The following is a 19,711-nucleotide window of genomic DNA, read 5'->3' as shown; positions in this document are numbered from 1 at the left end:
TTCTATCACTCTGGTTGCCAATACTAGCGGTACAGCGGCTAACATTACCTTTGATGTGACAACGGGTAATAAGTTATCAACCATCTCTACAACTGGTATTTTGACAATTGCCGCAGGCTCAACATCGGCAATCAACTATATTGAAGTCGCAGCAGGTGCGGCACTGACTACCTCGGCAATTGGTAGTAGCACCATCCCATTGCCGGGCTACGTCATTTTAGATAATACCTATGGATGTACTGGGACAGGCTGCACTCCTGTTAGTGGATTTCTCAACAGTACGCTCTCAGGTTGGGCGCCGTTGACTGCAAATAACTACGGCATCTACGTACAAAGCGCTATTTATGCCAGGGATTCCATCACCATCAATGGTGCTGCAGCCGCTGGCAGCACTGCCGGTTGGGGTGGGGTGGTGATCATTGCCGGCCTGACATCTAATACTGGAAACATCAATCTGTCTGGATTGAGTACAACCGGTGAGGGTGTTACTAACCTAAATGGTGCTTGGGGCACAAGCCCTATTGTTGCCAATAGCGGGTCAGTCAATATCACCGGTATTTCAACTATTTCCGGAAACGGGGTTGAGCTTGGCCCTAATAATTCTATAAGCGCAAAAGCGATTAATGTTGTAGGCTCAGTAGTGGGTGGTGGCTCAGCGGTTTATCTCAATACCATGACGATTGTTGCAGGCGGTAGTAACTTGTATGTCACTGGAAATGTCACCACAAACACCGACAATAGCATCTATCAGGCCGGCGCAATTACGATTAATGCAGTCGGTGCAAATCTGAAGTTCATGGGTAATGGCGTTATCAATCAAACTGGTGCAATCACACTGGTAGCGAACACGGGCAGTACTGCAGCGAGTGTTATCTACGATACGACTTCTGGAACCAAGGCATCCAATATCACTACTGGATCGATTGGTGTGGGCACAGGAACGAACAGCTCGGCTATTAACTACATTATTAAATCTGTGGGCTCGGCCATTAATCCGAATGTGATCGGTGGCAGTACTGTAGCCCTACCTGGTTATGTGTTGATTGATAACACCTTTGGCTGCTCTGGAAGCAACTGCACCCCAGTGAGCGGATTTATCAACACGACCACCAATAACCTGGGATCACTGGCTACAGGATTGATTGGTCTGACTATTAATAATTCGATTTATGCGACTGGCCCAATTACCTTAAATGGGGTGGCTAGCGCTAATCAGGGTATTGGATACTCTGCAGCAATTACATCTACCAATAATTCAGTAACGTTGAATGGCGGCACAACAAATACCTACGGTGTTTACACCGCATCATCTTTGATTGCAGCTAATAATATTTACATTACCGGTACGTCAACGGTTGCAGCAACCTGGGATGTCCAGATTGGGCCGCTGACCATCAACACTGGTGCTACTGGTGGCAGTATTACCGTGACTGGTAACACTATCAATTTACCCGGCGCCAATGGAGGTATTTACCAAGCGGGCGCCATTTCTGGGGTTAGCGGAAGCAATATCAGCTTTATCTCCAATAACAACATCAGCCAAAATGGTGCGATGTCCTTGCTAGCCAACACAAGTGGCACTGCAAGCAATATCATCTTCAATACCACTAGTGGTGATAAGACCTCTACTATCAGTACAGGCCCCTTCACAATTGCGAGCGGCTCAACATCTGCCGTGAACTTCATAATGAAGAGCAATGGGTCCATTCTTTCTCCGCCTGCAATTAACATCCCTGGTTATATCCTCCTGGATAACAGTTGTTTAGGTTGTGCCGCTGCAGCAACCCCAGCTACTGCTGCGGTAAACGGAAGTGCAATTACCTTAGGTGGTGCATTAACTACGGGAACATTAGCGGGTACTACTGGCATTACCATTAATGCAGTAGCTAATGGCACTGGCAATGGCTTTAACCAAGGCGCAAACATCATGACCACCAGTGTTGGTGGCGTAACGATTATTACCAATGCGCAAGTGGGTGGTTATGGCTACTACAGTACTGGTGCGATTGTTGCCACCGGTCAAGCAGTCAACATTACGACCATCACAACAACCGGTATTGGCGTATCTGATTCAGGGGCAATCACCGCAGCCACTGTCAATATCACTGGTACTCAGACAAATGCAACAACTACATCAACAGTGATTACGGCAAATGGCCTGATTACTGCTAATGCGATTTCTATTGTTAGTAACGGCGGGGCATCATCAACCATTGTTTCCTTAGGTGCGATGACGATTAATGCTGGCGGCAGCAATATTACTGTGCTTGCTAATAACGTTGCAGGAGGGGGCACCACTGGTATTACCCAAACTGGTGCTATTACAGACAATACAGCTGGCAGCAATATCACCTTCACCTCAAATAACATCATCAACCAAACCGGTGCGATTGCTTTGGTGGCCAATACGGGAGGTACTGCAGCAAACATCACCTACGATACGACCTCTGGTACTAAGGCTTCCAACATTACTACTGGCGCCTTAACGATTGGTGCTGGTACCAATACCTCAGGCATTAACTACATTGTGAAGTCTGCTGGTTCAGCTATTAATCCAGGCACGATCGGTAGTTCAACCCTAACATTGCCTGGTTATGTATTGATAGACAACACCTTCGGTTGTACCGGTACAGGCTGCACCCCTGCAAGTGGCTTTATTAATACCACTACGAATAATCTAGCCTCATTAGCAACCACTTCTGTTGGTTTAACGATTAATAACGCGATTTATACCGCTGGAGCTATTACTGCTAATGGTGTTGCTAGCGCCAATCAAGGTATTGGTTACACAGCAGCAATGACTTCTACGGGTAGTAATGTCATCTTGACTGGAGGCACGACGACTAGTTATGGCGTATATGGCACTACTTTAATCACTGCCAATAACATCACGATTACTGGTACCTCGTCTGGTGCGCCTGCTTATGATGCGCAGATTGCCGCTCTGACAATTAATACTGGCGCAACGGGTGGCAGCATCACGGTTACCGGTAACGTGATTGCTGCTCCGGGCGCTGCTGGTGGCATCTACCAGTCTGGCGCTATTACTGGAGTGAGTGGTACCAACATCAGCTTTATCTCGAATAACAACATCAGTCAAAACGGCGCAATTACCTTAGTTGCCAATACCAGCGGTACTGCATCAAACATCGTTTATGACACTACTACCGGTAATAAGACATCAACTATTAGTAGTGGCGCCTTAACAATTACCGCTGGATCCACGTCAGCGATTAACTACATTATTAATACTAATGGTGGCACGATCTCACCACCAGCGATTAGCGTTCCCGGTTACATCCTGCTGGATAACACTTGCCTGGGTTGCGCAACAGCGACAACGCCAGCCAATGCAGCGGTGAACGGCAATGCGATTACGTTAGGTGGCGCATTATCTGCCGGTGCTTTAGCGGGCACTACCGGTGTGACAATTAACGCAGTGGCTAACGGTACTGGCGTAGGTTTTGTGCAAGGCGCCAATACCATCGCCTCTAGTGCTGGTGGCGTTACCATTACTGCGAATGGTCAAACTGGCACTGGGTATACCGGCTCAGGCGCTATTACCGCTACTGGCCAAGCGGTTACGATCAACGCAACTGTCACCACCGGTTCAGCTATCAATGACACTGGCGCGATCACTGGTGGAGTAGTGACGATCACTGGTTTGCAAACAACGGCAGCTGCAACTGCAACCGTAGTAACAGCAACTGGCCTCATTACAGCCAACAACGTCACGATCACTGGTAATGGTGGCGCAGCCAGCACAATCGTCTCGCTTGGTGCGGTAACCATTAATGCGGGCGGTAGCAACCTCACAGTGACAGCTAATAACGTTGCAGGAGGGGGCACCACTGGTATTACCCAAACCGGCGCCATTGCAGATAACGCTGTTAGTAGCAACATCACCTTCACCTCAAACAACGTCATCAACCAAACTGGTGCGATTGCTTTAGTAGCGAATACGGGCGTACCAATAGCCAACGTGATTTATGACGCTACCAGAGGTAACAAAGCTTCTAACATCACTGGCGGCGCCATAACATTTACAACCGGTGCAAGCTCGGTTATTAATTACATCGCTAAATCAGCGGGATCTGCGATAAATCCAGGCGCAATTGGAACGTCCACAGCATCTTTGCCTGGCTATGTTCTCATTGATAACACTTATGGTTGTACTGGCACTGGCTGCACACCAGTTACTGGCTTTATTACAGCGAATAATATTTCTGGTACCTTGGCAACAGCCTCTGCTGGTTTAACAATCAATGGCGCCATCTACAACACTGGAAACATCACATTAAGCGGTGTTTCAAGCGGTTCTCATGCAATTAATTACTCAGTAGCCATCAAAACCACTGGTGGTGCTATCACCATGACTGGTATTTCGAGCACTAATTACGGTATTTACGGCAGCGCTGCTGCGGCAATTGTTGGCGCAACTAGCTCAACGCTTGGCGTTATAACGATGACTGGTACTGCAGTCACTAGCGGTCAACAGGCTATCAACACTGCTGCATCTGCAACCATTACTGGTGCTGCTGGCGTCTACTTAACCGGCTTGGGTGTTGGTGGCAATATCACTATGGGCGCACTCATTCAGGATTCAGGAACCATCGGCGGTATTGTGGTCGATGCTATTGGTAGCGTTAGCCTTGCTGGCCTAACTAACTCTGGTGTAGAGGGTATTCGGATTACGGGTGGTGATGGTATAGCTGCGGGGACAACTACGGGTGGCAATGTTACAGCTGTCGGCACCATCAACAATACTGGTGGAGTAGTGGGTATTTCTATGGCTGCTCCTGAAAATGCAGCCTGCACTACTGGTTGTACGATTGCTAATGCGATCGGCATTACAACTGCCAATGCTGATGCGACTAAGAATATCTCTTATGGCATTCTGGGTGGCGCACTGGTGAAGGCCTCTGGCTATGTCAGCGGCAACTTTATTAACTATCGCCAGAGACTTACTAACACTCTGGCAATTTCTGTCACCCTGAATGCAAATTATTCTGCTGTGTATGGCACAGGATATAACTCAACTTCAGCAAATGCATGGTTGCAAGCTAATGCGACAGTGAGCTATACAGGTTCCATTACAGCGAGCTTTGGTGTGGCCACGACATCATTGGCATACGTTAAATCTGTACTGATGTTTAGCCCAACAGTAGGGGGCACTACAGTCTCAAACGGTACAAATGCCAATTCAGTCCAGACTAGTACAGCTCTTACCGCAGTGAGCATATCGGCAACGGATGGTTCAGCGGTTACCGTAGTGCCAGCAGGACGAACATACTCCATTACGCCAACGGTATTAGGCATTACCATCAGCGGTGTCTATAACGGTACAACTTCATATTCAAATCAGAATGCCACCATTATCACTACAGGTCTGGCAGCATGGGATACGATTACAAATGTCACAGTGAGCTCTGCAAATGCCAATACTGCAAGTGCCTACGTGACAGCAATTGCCGGTACCGCTACCGGAATTAATAGCTTTTCTTCACTCAATTACTTAATTAATAGCGCCTACAACGGCACTTTATCTAGCGGCGTACCAGTTAATGCATCACAAAGTACGGCGACCAATAAGGTCGTTATTACTCCAGCACCATTAGGCGTCACTATTAATGCTGTTTATACCGGCACTACTACAGTGACTCCAATAGCATTTACTATCACTGGCCTAGTGAATAGCCAAACTATCAGCAGTATTAGTGCTGCAACGATTAATGCAATCAATGTTTCGGCCAATAACAGCAACTATGTCACAGCAATTACTGTTGGCGGCGGCACTGCCTCTATTGGTAACTATGCTATCAATCCTGCTTACAACACGGTTAGCAGCAACACCCAAAATGCCGTCACGCTGACACCAAAAGCATTGACAGTGACAGGCATCACTATCGCTGCTAAGACCTATGACGGCACTAAGAACGCTACCGTGAGCGGAGGCTCCTTAGTTGGCGTAGCAACAGTAGACCTAGCCAATGTCACTCTGGTACAAACCGCAACTTTTGTATCTCCAAATGCGGCCAATAATGTAGCCCTGGTGATGGTGGATAGTATTTCTGGATCTGCAAGCGGTAATTACACATTAATTCAGCCTACAGGCATTGCTGCCAATATTGCGCAGAAAGTTTTGACGGTAGGTGGTGCAACAGTTGCTGCAAATAAGGTTTATGACGGCACTACAGCGGCCACCATTGCTGGAGGAACCTTGGTTGGTGTGGTTACTGCTGACATCGCTAATGTGAACTTAATTCAGACGGGTAGCTTTGCTCAAAGCAATGCGGCTAATGCTATCACCGTCACAATGAGTGATAGTCTGAGCGGCCCCGCATCTGCAAACTACGTTCTTACCCAACCAGCTAATGTGACCGCTAGTATTACGCCAAAAGCACTAAGCGTTACTGGCACTACAGTTTCAAACAAGGTGTATGACGGTTCAACCGCAGCCACTGTTACTGGCGGCACCTTGGTAGGTGTTCTAAGTGCCGATACAGCGAATGTGGCTTTAACGAAGGCCGGTAGCTTTGCTGCTGCAAATGCGGGAACCGGTATTGCAGTCACTATCACCAACAGTATTGGCGGCAGTGCTAGTGCAAATTATTCATTAACGCAGCCTACAGGCATTACTGCCAATATCACTCCTGCACCATTGGGTATCACGTTAGCTGCCGTATATAGTGGCTCAACCACCGTTACCCCGACATCATTCACGCTTACTGGTTTGGTGAATGGTGAAACTATTAGCGCTATCTCAAGCGCTACTGTAGCTAATATCAACGTCGCTGCTAATAGCAGTAACTTTGTCCGTTCGATTGTCATTGGCAGCGGAACAGCGCTAGCAAGTAACTATGCATTCAACACTGCTGCTAGTACAACTTCAGGCACAGGCTTAAATACCGTAACACTCTCTACCAAAACATTGACTGTCACTGGCACGTTGGCTGATTCAAAAGTCTATGACGGCACAACCAGTGTCAACGTTTGGGGTGGATCCTTGGCGGGGGTAGTGGGTGGTGATGTGGTAATCCTCAAGCAAGCTGGTACATTCAATAGTGCTAATGTGGCTTCAGCGGTAACTGTATTGGTAAGCGATAGTATTTCTGGCGCGTCTAGTGGTAACTACACCTTGGTTCAGCCTACCGGGGTTACCGCAGCGATTACACCTAAGACCTTGACTGTCAGCGATGGTACTGTTGCCCACAAAACTTATGACGGTACTAATAATGCAGTATTAACTGGCGGTTCATTAATTGGTCTTCTGGCTAGCGACGCTGGCAAGGTCACCTTAGTTCAGGCTGGTACTTTCTCATCACCTAACGTCAGTAACGGCATCATCATTATTGTGAATGACTCCATTACGGGTGTTGCAGCAAGTAACTATCGCTTAATTCAGCCAACTGGTATTACAGCAAACATTACACCAGCTATGCTGGGCATTCAGGTGGTAGGTGTGGCTAATGGTACAAATAACATTACCCCAATTTCTTATACGATTAATGGCTTAATTGGTGGTCAAACTATTACTGGATTAAGCAGCGTCACTGTCAGCGGCTCAAGTATTGGTAGTAATGGTAGTAACTTTGTCACCGGCATTGTGATCTCGGGTGGAACAGCGCTGGCGACTAACTACACTTTTGCTCCGGCCTATAGCGCAACATCAGGTATTGGTCAAAATATCGCAACCCTAGTGGCTGCAAGTCAAAAGGTGTTGACTGTAACTGGTACTGTTGCAGTGACCAAGGTGTATGACGGCACTACTGCTATTACCATTACTGGCGGAATCCTGGTGGGTGTCACATCAGGCGATACAGTCAATTTAGTCCAATCTGCAGTTCTAACGAGTGCCAATGTCAGCAATACTGCATCTGTAATCATCAGTGACACTATTACTGGGGCATCTGCCGCAAACTACATCTTGGTTCAGCCAAGCGGCATCACAGCTATCGTTACTCCAGCGCCATTAGGTATCACGATTACCGCGGAATACAACGGCACTACTAGCGTCACTCCAAGTGCATTTACAGTAACAGGCTTGGTAGCAGGGCAGACTATCACAGGATTATCTGGCGCCACAGTAAACAATGCGAACGTAGCCAATAACGGCAGCAACTACGTTACCTCGATTGTGAGCAGCGGTGGTACCGCATCACTCAGCAACTACAGTATTAATTCTGCCTACAACGCGACTGCTGGCAACACTAAAAACATTGCTACCATTACTGCAAAAGCGCTAACTGTGGGTAGCGGCTCAGTTGTTGCCGATAAAGTCTACGACGGCACGACGGCTGCAACGATTACCGGTGGTTCGTTGGTTGGTGTAATTGGTTCTGATGTCGTAAGTCTCACTCAGGCAGGTAGCTTTGCTCAAAGCGCAGTGGGTAATTCAATTGCTGTTACTGCTGTCGACACGTTAAGCGGCGCATCAGCCACCAATTATTCTATTATTCAGCCTACTGGTCTTACTGCAAGCATCACCCCTAAGGTATTGACCGTGACTGGTATCACAGTCAGCAATAAGGTGTATGACGCAACTACTGCTGCCGTAGCAACAACAGGAACACTTGTCGGTTTGGTTAGTGCTGATGCTGCAAATGTCACATTGACACAAACAGCCAACTTCTCAAGTGCTAATGTGGGAAATAGCATTCCAGTAACCGTGATCGATAGCATCACAGGTACTGCTGCAGCCAACTACACCATTGTTCAGTCAAGCGGATTAAGCGCCAATATCACTCCAAAGGCGCTGACCGTTACAGGAACCACTGTTTCAGACAAGGTTTATGACGGTACGACATCAGCTGCCGTAACAGCGGGCACCTTAGTTGGTCTAGTGGCCGCTGATACAGCTAATGTGACTTTTATAAAGTCAGCAACATTTAGTTCTGCTAATGCTGGTAACGCCATTGCCATCGTTATGAATGACAGCATCAGTGGTTCTGCTGCTGGCAATTACACCTTGACCCAACCTGGCGGCATTACCGCAAGTATCACGCCTAAAGCACTTACGGTGACTGGAACTTCGATTGCGAATAAGGTCTATGACGGCACAACAGCTGCTGTAATTTCTGGAGGCAGCTTAGTTGGGGTTATTTCTGGAGATAATGTTGGATTAACTCAGGCCGCAAGCTTTAGTCAGTCCAATGCAGGTACAGGTCTTGCAGTAACTATTGCTGATGCACTCACTAATAATGTAGCTGGTAACTACACGCTTACTCAGCCAACTGGATTTACCGCCAACATTACACCCGCACCAATTACGGTTTCTATTGCATCTCAAACCAAAGAATATGACGGCACCAATGCCGCTAGCTTAACGGCTGGAACTAGTGGCAATGCTGGTAGTTACACTCTCACTGGATTTGTTAGCGGGCAGGGCGCTTATATTAATCAAGCCAATGCCACCTATAACAGCGCAAACATTGCTAGCGCAACAGCAGTCACAGCTTCACTAAGCCCTAGTAACTTTATTGCTACTGGTAATACGAATCTATCTAACTATGCATTACCAACATCTGTAAGTGCTGCTGGGGTAATCACTCCAGCTACCTTGACGATGACGGCTAATGCTTCAGCAAAATTCGATGGACAGTCTGACCCGAGTTTTACCTACTCACTATCTGGGCTCAAGGGTGCGGATACCTCGAGCGTATTAAGTAATGCAAGCGTTACTCGGGCTGCGGGTGAGGTTGCGGGCGCTACTTATACATTAACCCCTAGCGCAACAGCGGCAAACTACACCATTGTCCCGGTGACAGCTAGCTTTACGATCATGGCACAAGGTCAGCTACTCATAACCGTTGCCAATGCATCAAGAGCGTATGGCACATTAACGGCCGCCAATATTGCTTCTGCCGCGACTGTGTCAGCATCCTATTGCACGATTGGCGCAGATTGCTCTCTATCTGCATCTATCATTACCTTGAACATGGTGGCTGGCTCATCAGCAAATACATGGGTTGCAACGGATGCCAAGCCAGGCGCCACTCAAGGCAACTATACGCTGACTATTGCACCGCCAACATTGACTGCGGTTAATAGTAGTTCTGGTGGCTACTTAAACGTAGGCAGCTATACATTTACTCCATCAACCACCGTAGTGACCAATCCTGGTTTCTCTACAAACTATGCGACTGGTTATCCAGTGCTCGTCGTGCCAGGCACGATTTCAATTACTCCATTGGCGTTGAGTATTAATGCACCAACGCAATCTAAGGTGTATGACGCTAGCGTAGCAATTACTGGCAAGACCTTGACTGCAAGCAATGCTGTGGCCGGCGATCAAATGACAATCACTGGGTCTGGTACATATGCAAGTGCCAATGCTGGCACTAACTTGTCATACACCATCGGCACTATTGTTCTTAGTGGTGCAGATGCTGCAAACTATTCATTCCCAGCTAGCGTGACTGGCACAAACGGCGTGATTACTAAAGCAGTGCTGACAATTAGCGGCGCAACTGTAGCTAATAAAACCTATGATGGTACCAATGCAGCAAGCTTTAGTGGCGGTACATTAAACGGTGTAGTGAGTGCCGATAGTGCCAATCTCACCCTGACACAGGCTGGTACATTTAGTCAGGTAAACGTTGGCAATAACTTGGTGGTCACCGCAGCAGATACTCTTAGTGGTTCAGCTGCTGGCAACTACACCATCACACAGCCAACTGGATTGACGGCAAATATCATCCCTAAAGAATTAACTGTTACCGGCACTACGGTAAGCAATAAAACGTATGACGGAACAACTGTTGCCACTGTAACGGGCGGTACTTTAGTCGGTCGTATTGCTGGCGATACCACTACTGGTTTAACTCAGGCTGGTACTTTCAGCTCTGCAAATGTGGGTTCAGGCTTAGCGGTGACTATTTCAGATGTATTGACAAACAATAGTATCGGTAACTACACATTGACACAGCCAGCAGGCTTAACTGCCGATATTACGGCTAAGGCTTTGACTGTTACCGGTACAACCGTCGCAAGTAAGACTTATGATGGCACAGCAACTGCAACTGTAAGCGGTGGTACTTTGGTAGGAAAAGTTTCTGGAGATACAGTAACGCTCGTGCAAGCCGGAACATTTAGCCAGGCTAACGTGGGCACTGCACTGGTTGTCACTATTGCCAACTCTCTAACTGGTGCTTCAGCTGGTAACTACACGCTGACACAGCCAACAGGATTGAGCGCCAACATTACTGCGAAGGTATTAACGGTTACCGGTACCACAGTAGCAAATAAAGTTTATGACGGTAGCAATGCTGCAGTGGTATCTGGCGGTAGCTTGGTAGGAGTAATTTCTGGTGAGGTAATCGGTTTAAACCAAGCGGGTACTTTTAGCTCTGCTAATGTTGGCTCAGGTCTTGCAGTTACGATTGTTGATAGCTTGACTAATAATGCGGCTGGCAACTATACCCTGACTCAGCCAGCTGGATTTGCAGCCAACATCACCCCTAAAGAATTAACCGTTACTGGCACTTCGGTAACAAATAAAACCTATGACGGCACAACTACTGCAACTGTCACTGGCGGTTCTTTAGTCGGTAAAGTGGGTAGTGATGTAGTAACGCTGACTCAAGCTGGTAACTTCAGCCAAGCCAGCGTTGGCAGTAATCTCGCAATTACTATTACCGATTCAATCGGTGGTGCTGCAGCGGGTAACTACACGCTGACACAACCAACAGGCTTGATGGCTGATATCGCTGCAAAGGCGCTCACCATTACAGCCCCAGCAGTTTCCAATAAGGTGTATGACGCCACAACCACTGCCACAATGTCTGGCACATTGAATGGGGTTATAAGCGCTGATAGCACAAACGTCATATTGACTAGTGCTGGAGATTTTAGTCAGGCAGGCGTTGGCAATGGCTTAGCGGTCACTGCAGCATATTCCATCGGCGGCACCGCAGCTGGTAACTACACATTGACTCAACCAACGGGCTTAACTGCAAACATTACAACTAAGGCTCTAACCATTACTGGGGCCGCAATAGCTAACAAGACCTATGACGGTAATAACGTGGCTACATTCAGTGCGGGCACGCTCAATGGTGTAATGGGCTCTGATGGTGCTAGCTTAACCCTGACGCAGGCTGCAACATTTAGTCAGGCTAACGCAGGAAATAACCTCGTAGTAACCGCAGCTAATGTGCTCAGTGGGCCTGCAGCTAGCAACTACACCTTAACTCAACCGACTGGCTTAACTGCCAACATCACGCCTGCACCATTAGGTGTAGTAGTTACTGCCACATATGGCGCTAGTGTGACGGTTACCCCGACTTCCTTCGCCGTGACAGGTCTTGTCAATGGCGAAACGATTACCGCTATCAGCAGTGCCGTCTTCAATAACGCTACCGTAGCAGCTAATGGCAGCAATTATGTAAAAGCCATCACCATCGGCAACGGTACTGCAGTTATAAGCAATTACGCTATTACTCAGGCCTATAACAGCACATCAGGAAGCACGCAAAATACAGCAACGATTGATGCGAAAGCCTTAACAATTGCTGCCAATGACGTAAGCAATGCTGCCTACGGTACTGCTTATGCATTGGGAACAGCAGCATATACAACTAGTGGTTTGGTGGCCGGCGATACCATTAGCTCAGTCACTTTGTCCTATGCTTCCGCTAATACTGTTTCAGCAATTACCAATGCGGGAACCTATAGTGGCGGCATTATTCCTAGTGCTGCGGTTGGTACCGGATTATCTAACTATGCAATTACCTATGTGCCAGGCAGCTTAACCGTAGGGCAAGCCACCCTTACCATTGCACCAAACGCTGTTTCAACGGCCTATAACGGTACTGCTTTAGATAATGCGGTGTATTCACAAACAATTGGCAATTACACAGTGTCTGGATACAAGAACTCAGATTCAGTAGTCAATGTTCCTGTAGCTTTGACAGGCAGCATGAGTTTTGGAGGAGCCGTTAACACTAATGTTCAGAATGCGGCTAGCTATAGCCTTGCAGCAGGAACCCTTGCGGGTAGCAGTAGCAACTCCAACTACACAATCGCTTTTGCAAATACGGCCAATAATGCCTATGTCATTACTCCGATCACACTCACAATTTCCGCAACCAAGGTTTATGACGGCACAACCGCCTTTGCAGGTAGCACCATCTCATCAAGTACTGGCATTGGTTCTCAAACGGTTGTCCTGACTGGCTCAGCAACAGCTAATAGCGCCAATGTTCTCGGTGTAAGCAGTCTTACTACATCCGGTTTGCAAATTGCCAACGGTACAAATGGTGGTTTAGCAATCAACTATGTCTTGCCAGCGAGTACCGGCAGCGTATCTATTACACCGGCCCCAATTACGGTATCAATTGCTAATCAAACCAAGGTTTATGACGCTACTAATACTGCTACCTTAACTGCGGGCAGCAGTGGAAACGCTGGAAGTTATGTTTTGAGTGGATTTGCCACAGGGCAGGGCGCATACATTAATCAAACTAGCGCAACTTATAACAGTGCGGACGTAGCTGGTGCTACTACGGTAGCGACAACATTGAGTAACTCGAACTATATCGCTACTGGTAGTACAAACTTATCAAACTATTCATTACCACTTTCTATAAGCGGTAATGGGGTTATTACACCAGCAACCCTAACAATGTCTGCCAATGCAGCGGCGAAGTTTATTGGACAGGCTGATCCTGTCTTTACCTATACTTTGTCAGGTCTTAAGGGTAGTGATACTCCTAACGTATTGATTAATCCGGTGGTGACACGCCCCGCAGGCAATACTGCAGGCGCTACCTATACCTTGACTCCAAGTGCTACTGCAGCTAATTACACGATTACCCCTGTAACCTCTACCTTTACGATCATTGCTCAAGGTCAGTTGCTGTTGACGGTGACCAATACCTCTACTGCATATGGCACTTCGACTGCGGGTAATATTACCGCTTCCGTCCCAGTAACCGCATCCTATTGCACGATTGGAAGTGACTGCTCGGCTCCATTCATCGTGAATCTCGCCGTTACTCCAGGAGCTTCCGCTAACACTTGGATTGCTGTGGACGATAAAGTTGGCAGCGCCCAAGGTAACTACACCTTAACCGTGACACCTCCAAGCTTTACTGCTGCAAACAGTAGTGCGGGTGGATTCTTAAAGGTTGGCAATTACACCTTTACGCCATCGACAGCGGTTGTTACTAATGCTGGGTATTCCACAAACTATGCCACTAGCTATCCAGTAGTGAGCCTAGCTGGAACTATCTCAATTACACCATTAGCTTTAAATGTCGCTAATTCAGCACCCTCTAAGGTATATGACGCAACCAATGCAATCACTGGCACAGCTCTCATTGCAAGCAATGCAAAATCGGGCGATTTAATTAGTCTGATTGGGTCAGGAGTTTATGGCGCGGCTAATGCAGGTACTGGCTTGTCCTACACCATCAATAGTCTAGCTATAAGTGGTGCCGATGCAGCTAACTATGCCTTTAGTGGGGCGGTTACGGGTGCCAACGGTGTTATCACGCCAGCTCCATTAACCGTGAGTGGCATCAGCGCTAATAACAAAGTCTATGACGCAACTACGGCAGCCACATTCTCCGGAACGCCAACCTTAATCGGCGTTATTTTGGGCGACTCGGTCACAGTAAGCGGCACCCCATCTGCTGTCTTTGCTCAGGCTAACGTAGGAAACAACATTGCAGCTACATTTGATAACAGCAGCCTGACGCTAAGCAATACCAATTACACAGTTAGTGGTTTAACCCTGAGTCAGTATGCCAATATTACGCCGGCGCCTATCACGGTGACAGCATCTAAGGTTTATGACGGCAATACTTCTGTAAATGCATTTGGTCTAGTTATTGTGGGTGTTGCTGGCCAAACCCTTGGTGCTAGTTCTGGAAGCGCAATTTTGACAAATCCAAACGTTGGTGCTGCTGCGCTACAAAGTTTTAGTAATTTGGTGTTGGCTAACGGCACTGGATTGGCATCCAATTACACCTTGCTTAATCCAATCTTCGGAAGCGTCACAATTACACCGGCGCCATTAACGATTGCTGCCTCTAACGATAGCAAGGTATACGGCAGCTCCACCACGACCAATAATGTTACCTACAATATCTTAGGGGCCTCTTCAGCATCTTCTGGATACGTCGTCTCAGGTCTCATTGCTGGAACTGCTGACACTATTGGCTCAGTTACTTTGAGTAGTTCCGGTGGCCAAGCAAGTGCAGGCGTCAATGGTGGCAACACATACACTATTACCCCGGGTGCAGCTTTAGGAAGTGGACTTGCAAACTACAACATTACTTATGTTGATGGCGCGATGACAGTTACGCCGGCGCCAATTACAGTAAGCGCTACTGCAGCATCTATGGTTTATGGATCTAGCGTTCCAAGTTTGGCCTACACCTATACAGGCTTAGTAAACGGTGATGCATCTGCAAACTTCAGTGGCAGTCTCTTCACAACAGCGACAAACTCTTCCAATGTAGGTTCAAATTACCTAATTAGCCGCGGAACTTTGGCAGTTTCCGGCGACTACGCATTAACTAGCTATGTGCCAGCCAATATTACGGTGACTCCAGCGTCAATCACAGTCTCAGCGGCAAAAGTTTATGACGCTTCCACCGCAGTAGCTGCATCTGGTTTAACTATTACAGGTATTTTGGGTCAAACTCTTGGGGTTGTTTCTGGTGGAGCCGTTTTAACCAACCCGAATGTAGGATCTGCGGCTTTGCAAAGTCTGAACAATCTCGTTTTGGCGAATGGTACGGGTTTAGCTTCCAACTACACCGTAATTAACCCAACTTTTGGTAGCGTGACCATTACGCCAGCACCATTAACTGTGCGTGCTACGGCTGCCTCCATGGTTTACGGTTCCGCAGTTCCAAGCTTGGCCTATACCTATAGTGGTTTAGTTGGGGGTGATGCATCTGCCACCTTAGCCGGTAGCCTCACCACAAACGCCTCCAATACCGCTAATGTCGGATCAAGCTATGTCATTAGTCAAGGAAGTGTAGCGGCAAGCGGAAACTACACTATTACTAGTTATGTTCCAGCGAACGTCACGATTACGCCTGCACCACTTGTTATTACTGCTGCAAACGATAGCAAGGTCTACGGCAATCTTGCTACAAGTACTAATAGCGTTACTTATAACAGCGGTGGGGTAGTGGCTTCCGCTGTTGTCGGCTATACAAGCTCTGGCTTGTTGAATGGAGATGTGGTGAATTCCGTCAACCTCAGTAGCGCAGGAGGTCTCGTTACAGCATCAGTAAATAACGGTTTGGCTTATGCAATAACACCAAGTTCTGCTACCGGAGTGGGTCTGGGCAATTACACCATTAGTTATGTGGCCGGACAGATGACTATTACGCCTAGGGCTTTGACAATTGCAATTGACAATAAAACGATGGTATATGGCGCATCCACCTTACCCGTGCTTACGTATTCAATTGCTGGTCAAGGATTAGTCAATGGCGATTCCACGCCGGTATCTTTAACAACAACAGCGCGCTCCTTTGATGGAACGGCTGGTTCAGCATCTCCCGTAGCTAACTACCCAATTACAGCAACCGCTACCAGCAATCCTAATTACATCATTACTGCTCCAGATGGTGTGCTCAGCATTACGAAGGCGAACTTAATCATTGCTGCAAGTAATCAAACTACAACCTATGGATCCCCATTGGTGCTGTCCCAATCAGCCCTTACGGCTACAGGCCTAGTAAATGGTGACTATGTATCAACCGCCGTCATTTTGAGTAATGCCTCACAAACAGGCCAAGCGGGGGGCAATAGCCAAGTAGTTTCTGGACTGATTAATGCTAATCCAACGGGCTATGCCGGCAATCTTCTCATTAGCAATCCAGCAGGATCAACAGTAGGATCGGGTGGTTTTGCAGGTAACTACAACATTACGTATACGGCTGGAAATCTGATTGTGAATAAGGCGGTCCTAACAGTAACCGCTGTGAACGACGGTAAATTCATTACCCAAACGGATGCTGTTGGTTCAGCAACGAATTGTGGCTCTGGATGCGTTGGTGGCTATGCAGGTGTAGCTTATTCAGGGTTTGTAAATTCAGATAATGCAACAAGTGGTGCTATCTCTGGGCAACTTGTCATAACGCGTGTCGCCGATGCTGCAGGAGCTAACCTTGCCTTTGAAGATGTGGGAACACACATCAATGTATTGCTTCCATCTGGACTGACATCCACAAATTATCAAATTGTCACTCAGAGAGGTAACTACACAGTTTCGCCAGCCAATCAACTCGTGGTTAAGTTAGGCTCTGTAAACACTGTATACGGCACTGCGCCGAACTACAGTGCTGCCACCGCATCCTATTTGATCTACGACAGCAGTAATAATCCGGTAGTGTTGACAAATAACCTCACGGTTTCTGTTATTAACAACAATACTATTAGCGTTAGCGATAGCCTTGGAGGCAGCGCTCAATTTACTCTCAACCCGAGCAATACCATAAAGAGTGGCTCCAACAATATTAATGTTGGAAGTTACAACATTGGTTATCAAAATACCAATGGAGCAATTTATCAAAATGCAAATAGCATCGCGATTGATAGTCTCAGTTTGAATGGCGCTAATTTTGGCAATGGACTTGCTGTATTAGGCTTGATTAATGTAACGCCTAAGGTATTAAGCTTCAATGACCTTGGTATTACCGGTATTACCAAGCCATATGACGGTTCTGTATATATGACTGGTTTGGCCTTAACGACAAGTCCCGGAGCATTTTTCAATGGCGATAATGTGAGTGTATTAGCTACGGGTACCTTCAGCACTCAGAACGTAGGTGCTAATTTGGGTTACACGGTTGGCATTACTTTCTCAGGTGCTGGTGCCAGTGCCTCCAACTACGTTGTATCTGGTGGTGCTGTTTATATTGCTGGAGCTGGTGGTAATGGACCTGCGAACGGTGAGATTACTCAACTCAATTCAGTTACCTATACAGGGCCTAATGGAGGCAATTGGTCTAATCCTGCAAGCTGGACAACTACCGGTACCTCTATAGTTGGCGCGGTGCCAACGCAATCTCCAGTTGGATTGGTTGGCGTAGGGACGCCTAACGTGGCAAATGTCATCATCCCAGCGGGAAAAAATGTTGTTTACGATGCGGCGGTAGGTATGCCCGTCACATCTGCAGTTGAAGATAACGGCAATATTTCAATTAACCTGCCAAGCGCTGCAACTCTAGCAATGCCAATTAGTGGTGTTGGTAGTGTCACGATTATGAATACTGGCGCAGTAACCCTATCTGGAAGCAATTCATTTGCCGGTGGCACAACCATCAATTCAGGTGCAACGTTAATTGCAGGGTCAAATAATGCGATTGCTGCGGGCAATATCCAGTCCAACGGCGGTTTATTTGGTTCAGCTAGCGGCGTGACATTACCTGCCGTTAATGCGACAGGCTCTATGACGCTCTTGAGTAGTATCACCACTACAGGCGCACAGTCTTATGGTGACTTAAGGCTTGCTACAACCGCAGCTGGTTTAAACGCCTCCACAGTAGGCGTAAATACTATTAGCCTGGCTACCCAAAATGCCAATATCAGCTTGCTAGGCACCATTGACGGGGCAGCCTCTAAGACGCAATCGTTATCAGTTGATGCAGGTACCGCGACCGTTACATTGGGCGACAGCATTGGCTCCATTGCACGCCTTAACTCCATCGAGATTACAGGTAGATCGATATATGTGTTGGCAGATATCCTGACTGCAGCATCACAAACATATACTGGCAACGTATTGATTGGTGATGCTACTTATTTGAATAAACCAAGGGCACTCGGTTTCTTGTTTAACGGCTATCGTGAGTATTTTGAATACCAGCGCGGCGCCTTAGTGAGCTCGATTGATTACCTCAATACAAACCCAATGTACATCAGAACCTTGATTTCTGAAGATCCTAGCGTTGTCTTTAATGGTTCAGTAAATGATGTCATAGCGAATACGCATACTTTATTGGTAGCTGCGATTGCACCTTCAATTGCCTCGGCTGCATCCAGCCCGCCAGCCATTGTGTATGGTGAGCCTGTGGGTGCAATTGCGCCACTCTATAGCGTGAACAGCCAAACAGCTATAAACCACAGCGCCGTGCCTGCAAACAGCAATAGTCAGTATGTTGGCAGCATCAGCATTGTTGGTGGTGCAGCTACTTATTCAAGTCAAACCTACGGCGCGGCAAGTATGACGGCTTCTGCCGCTACAAGTGGTGGAGTTGTTGCATTCTCGGTCTGGGATCCAGCAGCTGCAATCAACTTCATTCTGCCAACCCACACAAGCAATGGTGAGGTACAGCTCAATCTTTACAACGGTAACTCTGCATCATTAGCCATCTATGGATCGAGCAACTATGCAAATAATCCAAATACCGGAAGCACCCCCAATCAATGGTCTGCGCCAACCTTGGCTAATGCTCTTGGATATGTACCCCCTGATCCATACCAGGCGCCTCCATCTATTGCATTTACGCCTTCAATCGTGGATGCTGGTTCACTCAGGGAGGCAATAGACTTCCACGCAGATCAAGTGCAAATGACCGTGGATGAGCGCGCCTTAATAGCAGCCGTCTCTGTAAGTGCTCCTGTAAGGGCTGAGATTGTGCGTAGCAGATCAGTTGCCGCCAACGCATTGGTTAGCAAAGATGGCGTGGATGCAGTCTGTACCGTTGATTCCAACGGTGATATGAATTGCGGCGACAAATAA

The 19,711-nt window shown here is 47.4% G+C and carries 1 protein-coding gene (cut by a window edge); it reads left to right on the top strand.

The annotated features are described in order from the left end of the window. Positions 1-19,711: the 3' portion of a YDG domain-containing protein gene (locus C2745_RS05570; RefSeq protein WP_215383393.1), read on the top strand. Its footprint begins 9,131 nt before the window's first position; 19,711 of the gene's 28,842 nt are visible here — the last part of the coding sequence; its start codon lies beyond the left edge, outside the window; the stop codon is at positions 19,709-19,711.

Source organism: Polynucleobacter sp. AP-Kolm-20A-A1 (genome assembly GCF_018688315.1).
GTDB lineage: Bacteria > Pseudomonadota > Gammaproteobacteria > Burkholderiales > Burkholderiaceae > Polynucleobacter.
Note: the sequence above shows the minus strand (reverse complement) of the source record. Positions and strands in the feature narration are given on the sequence as shown.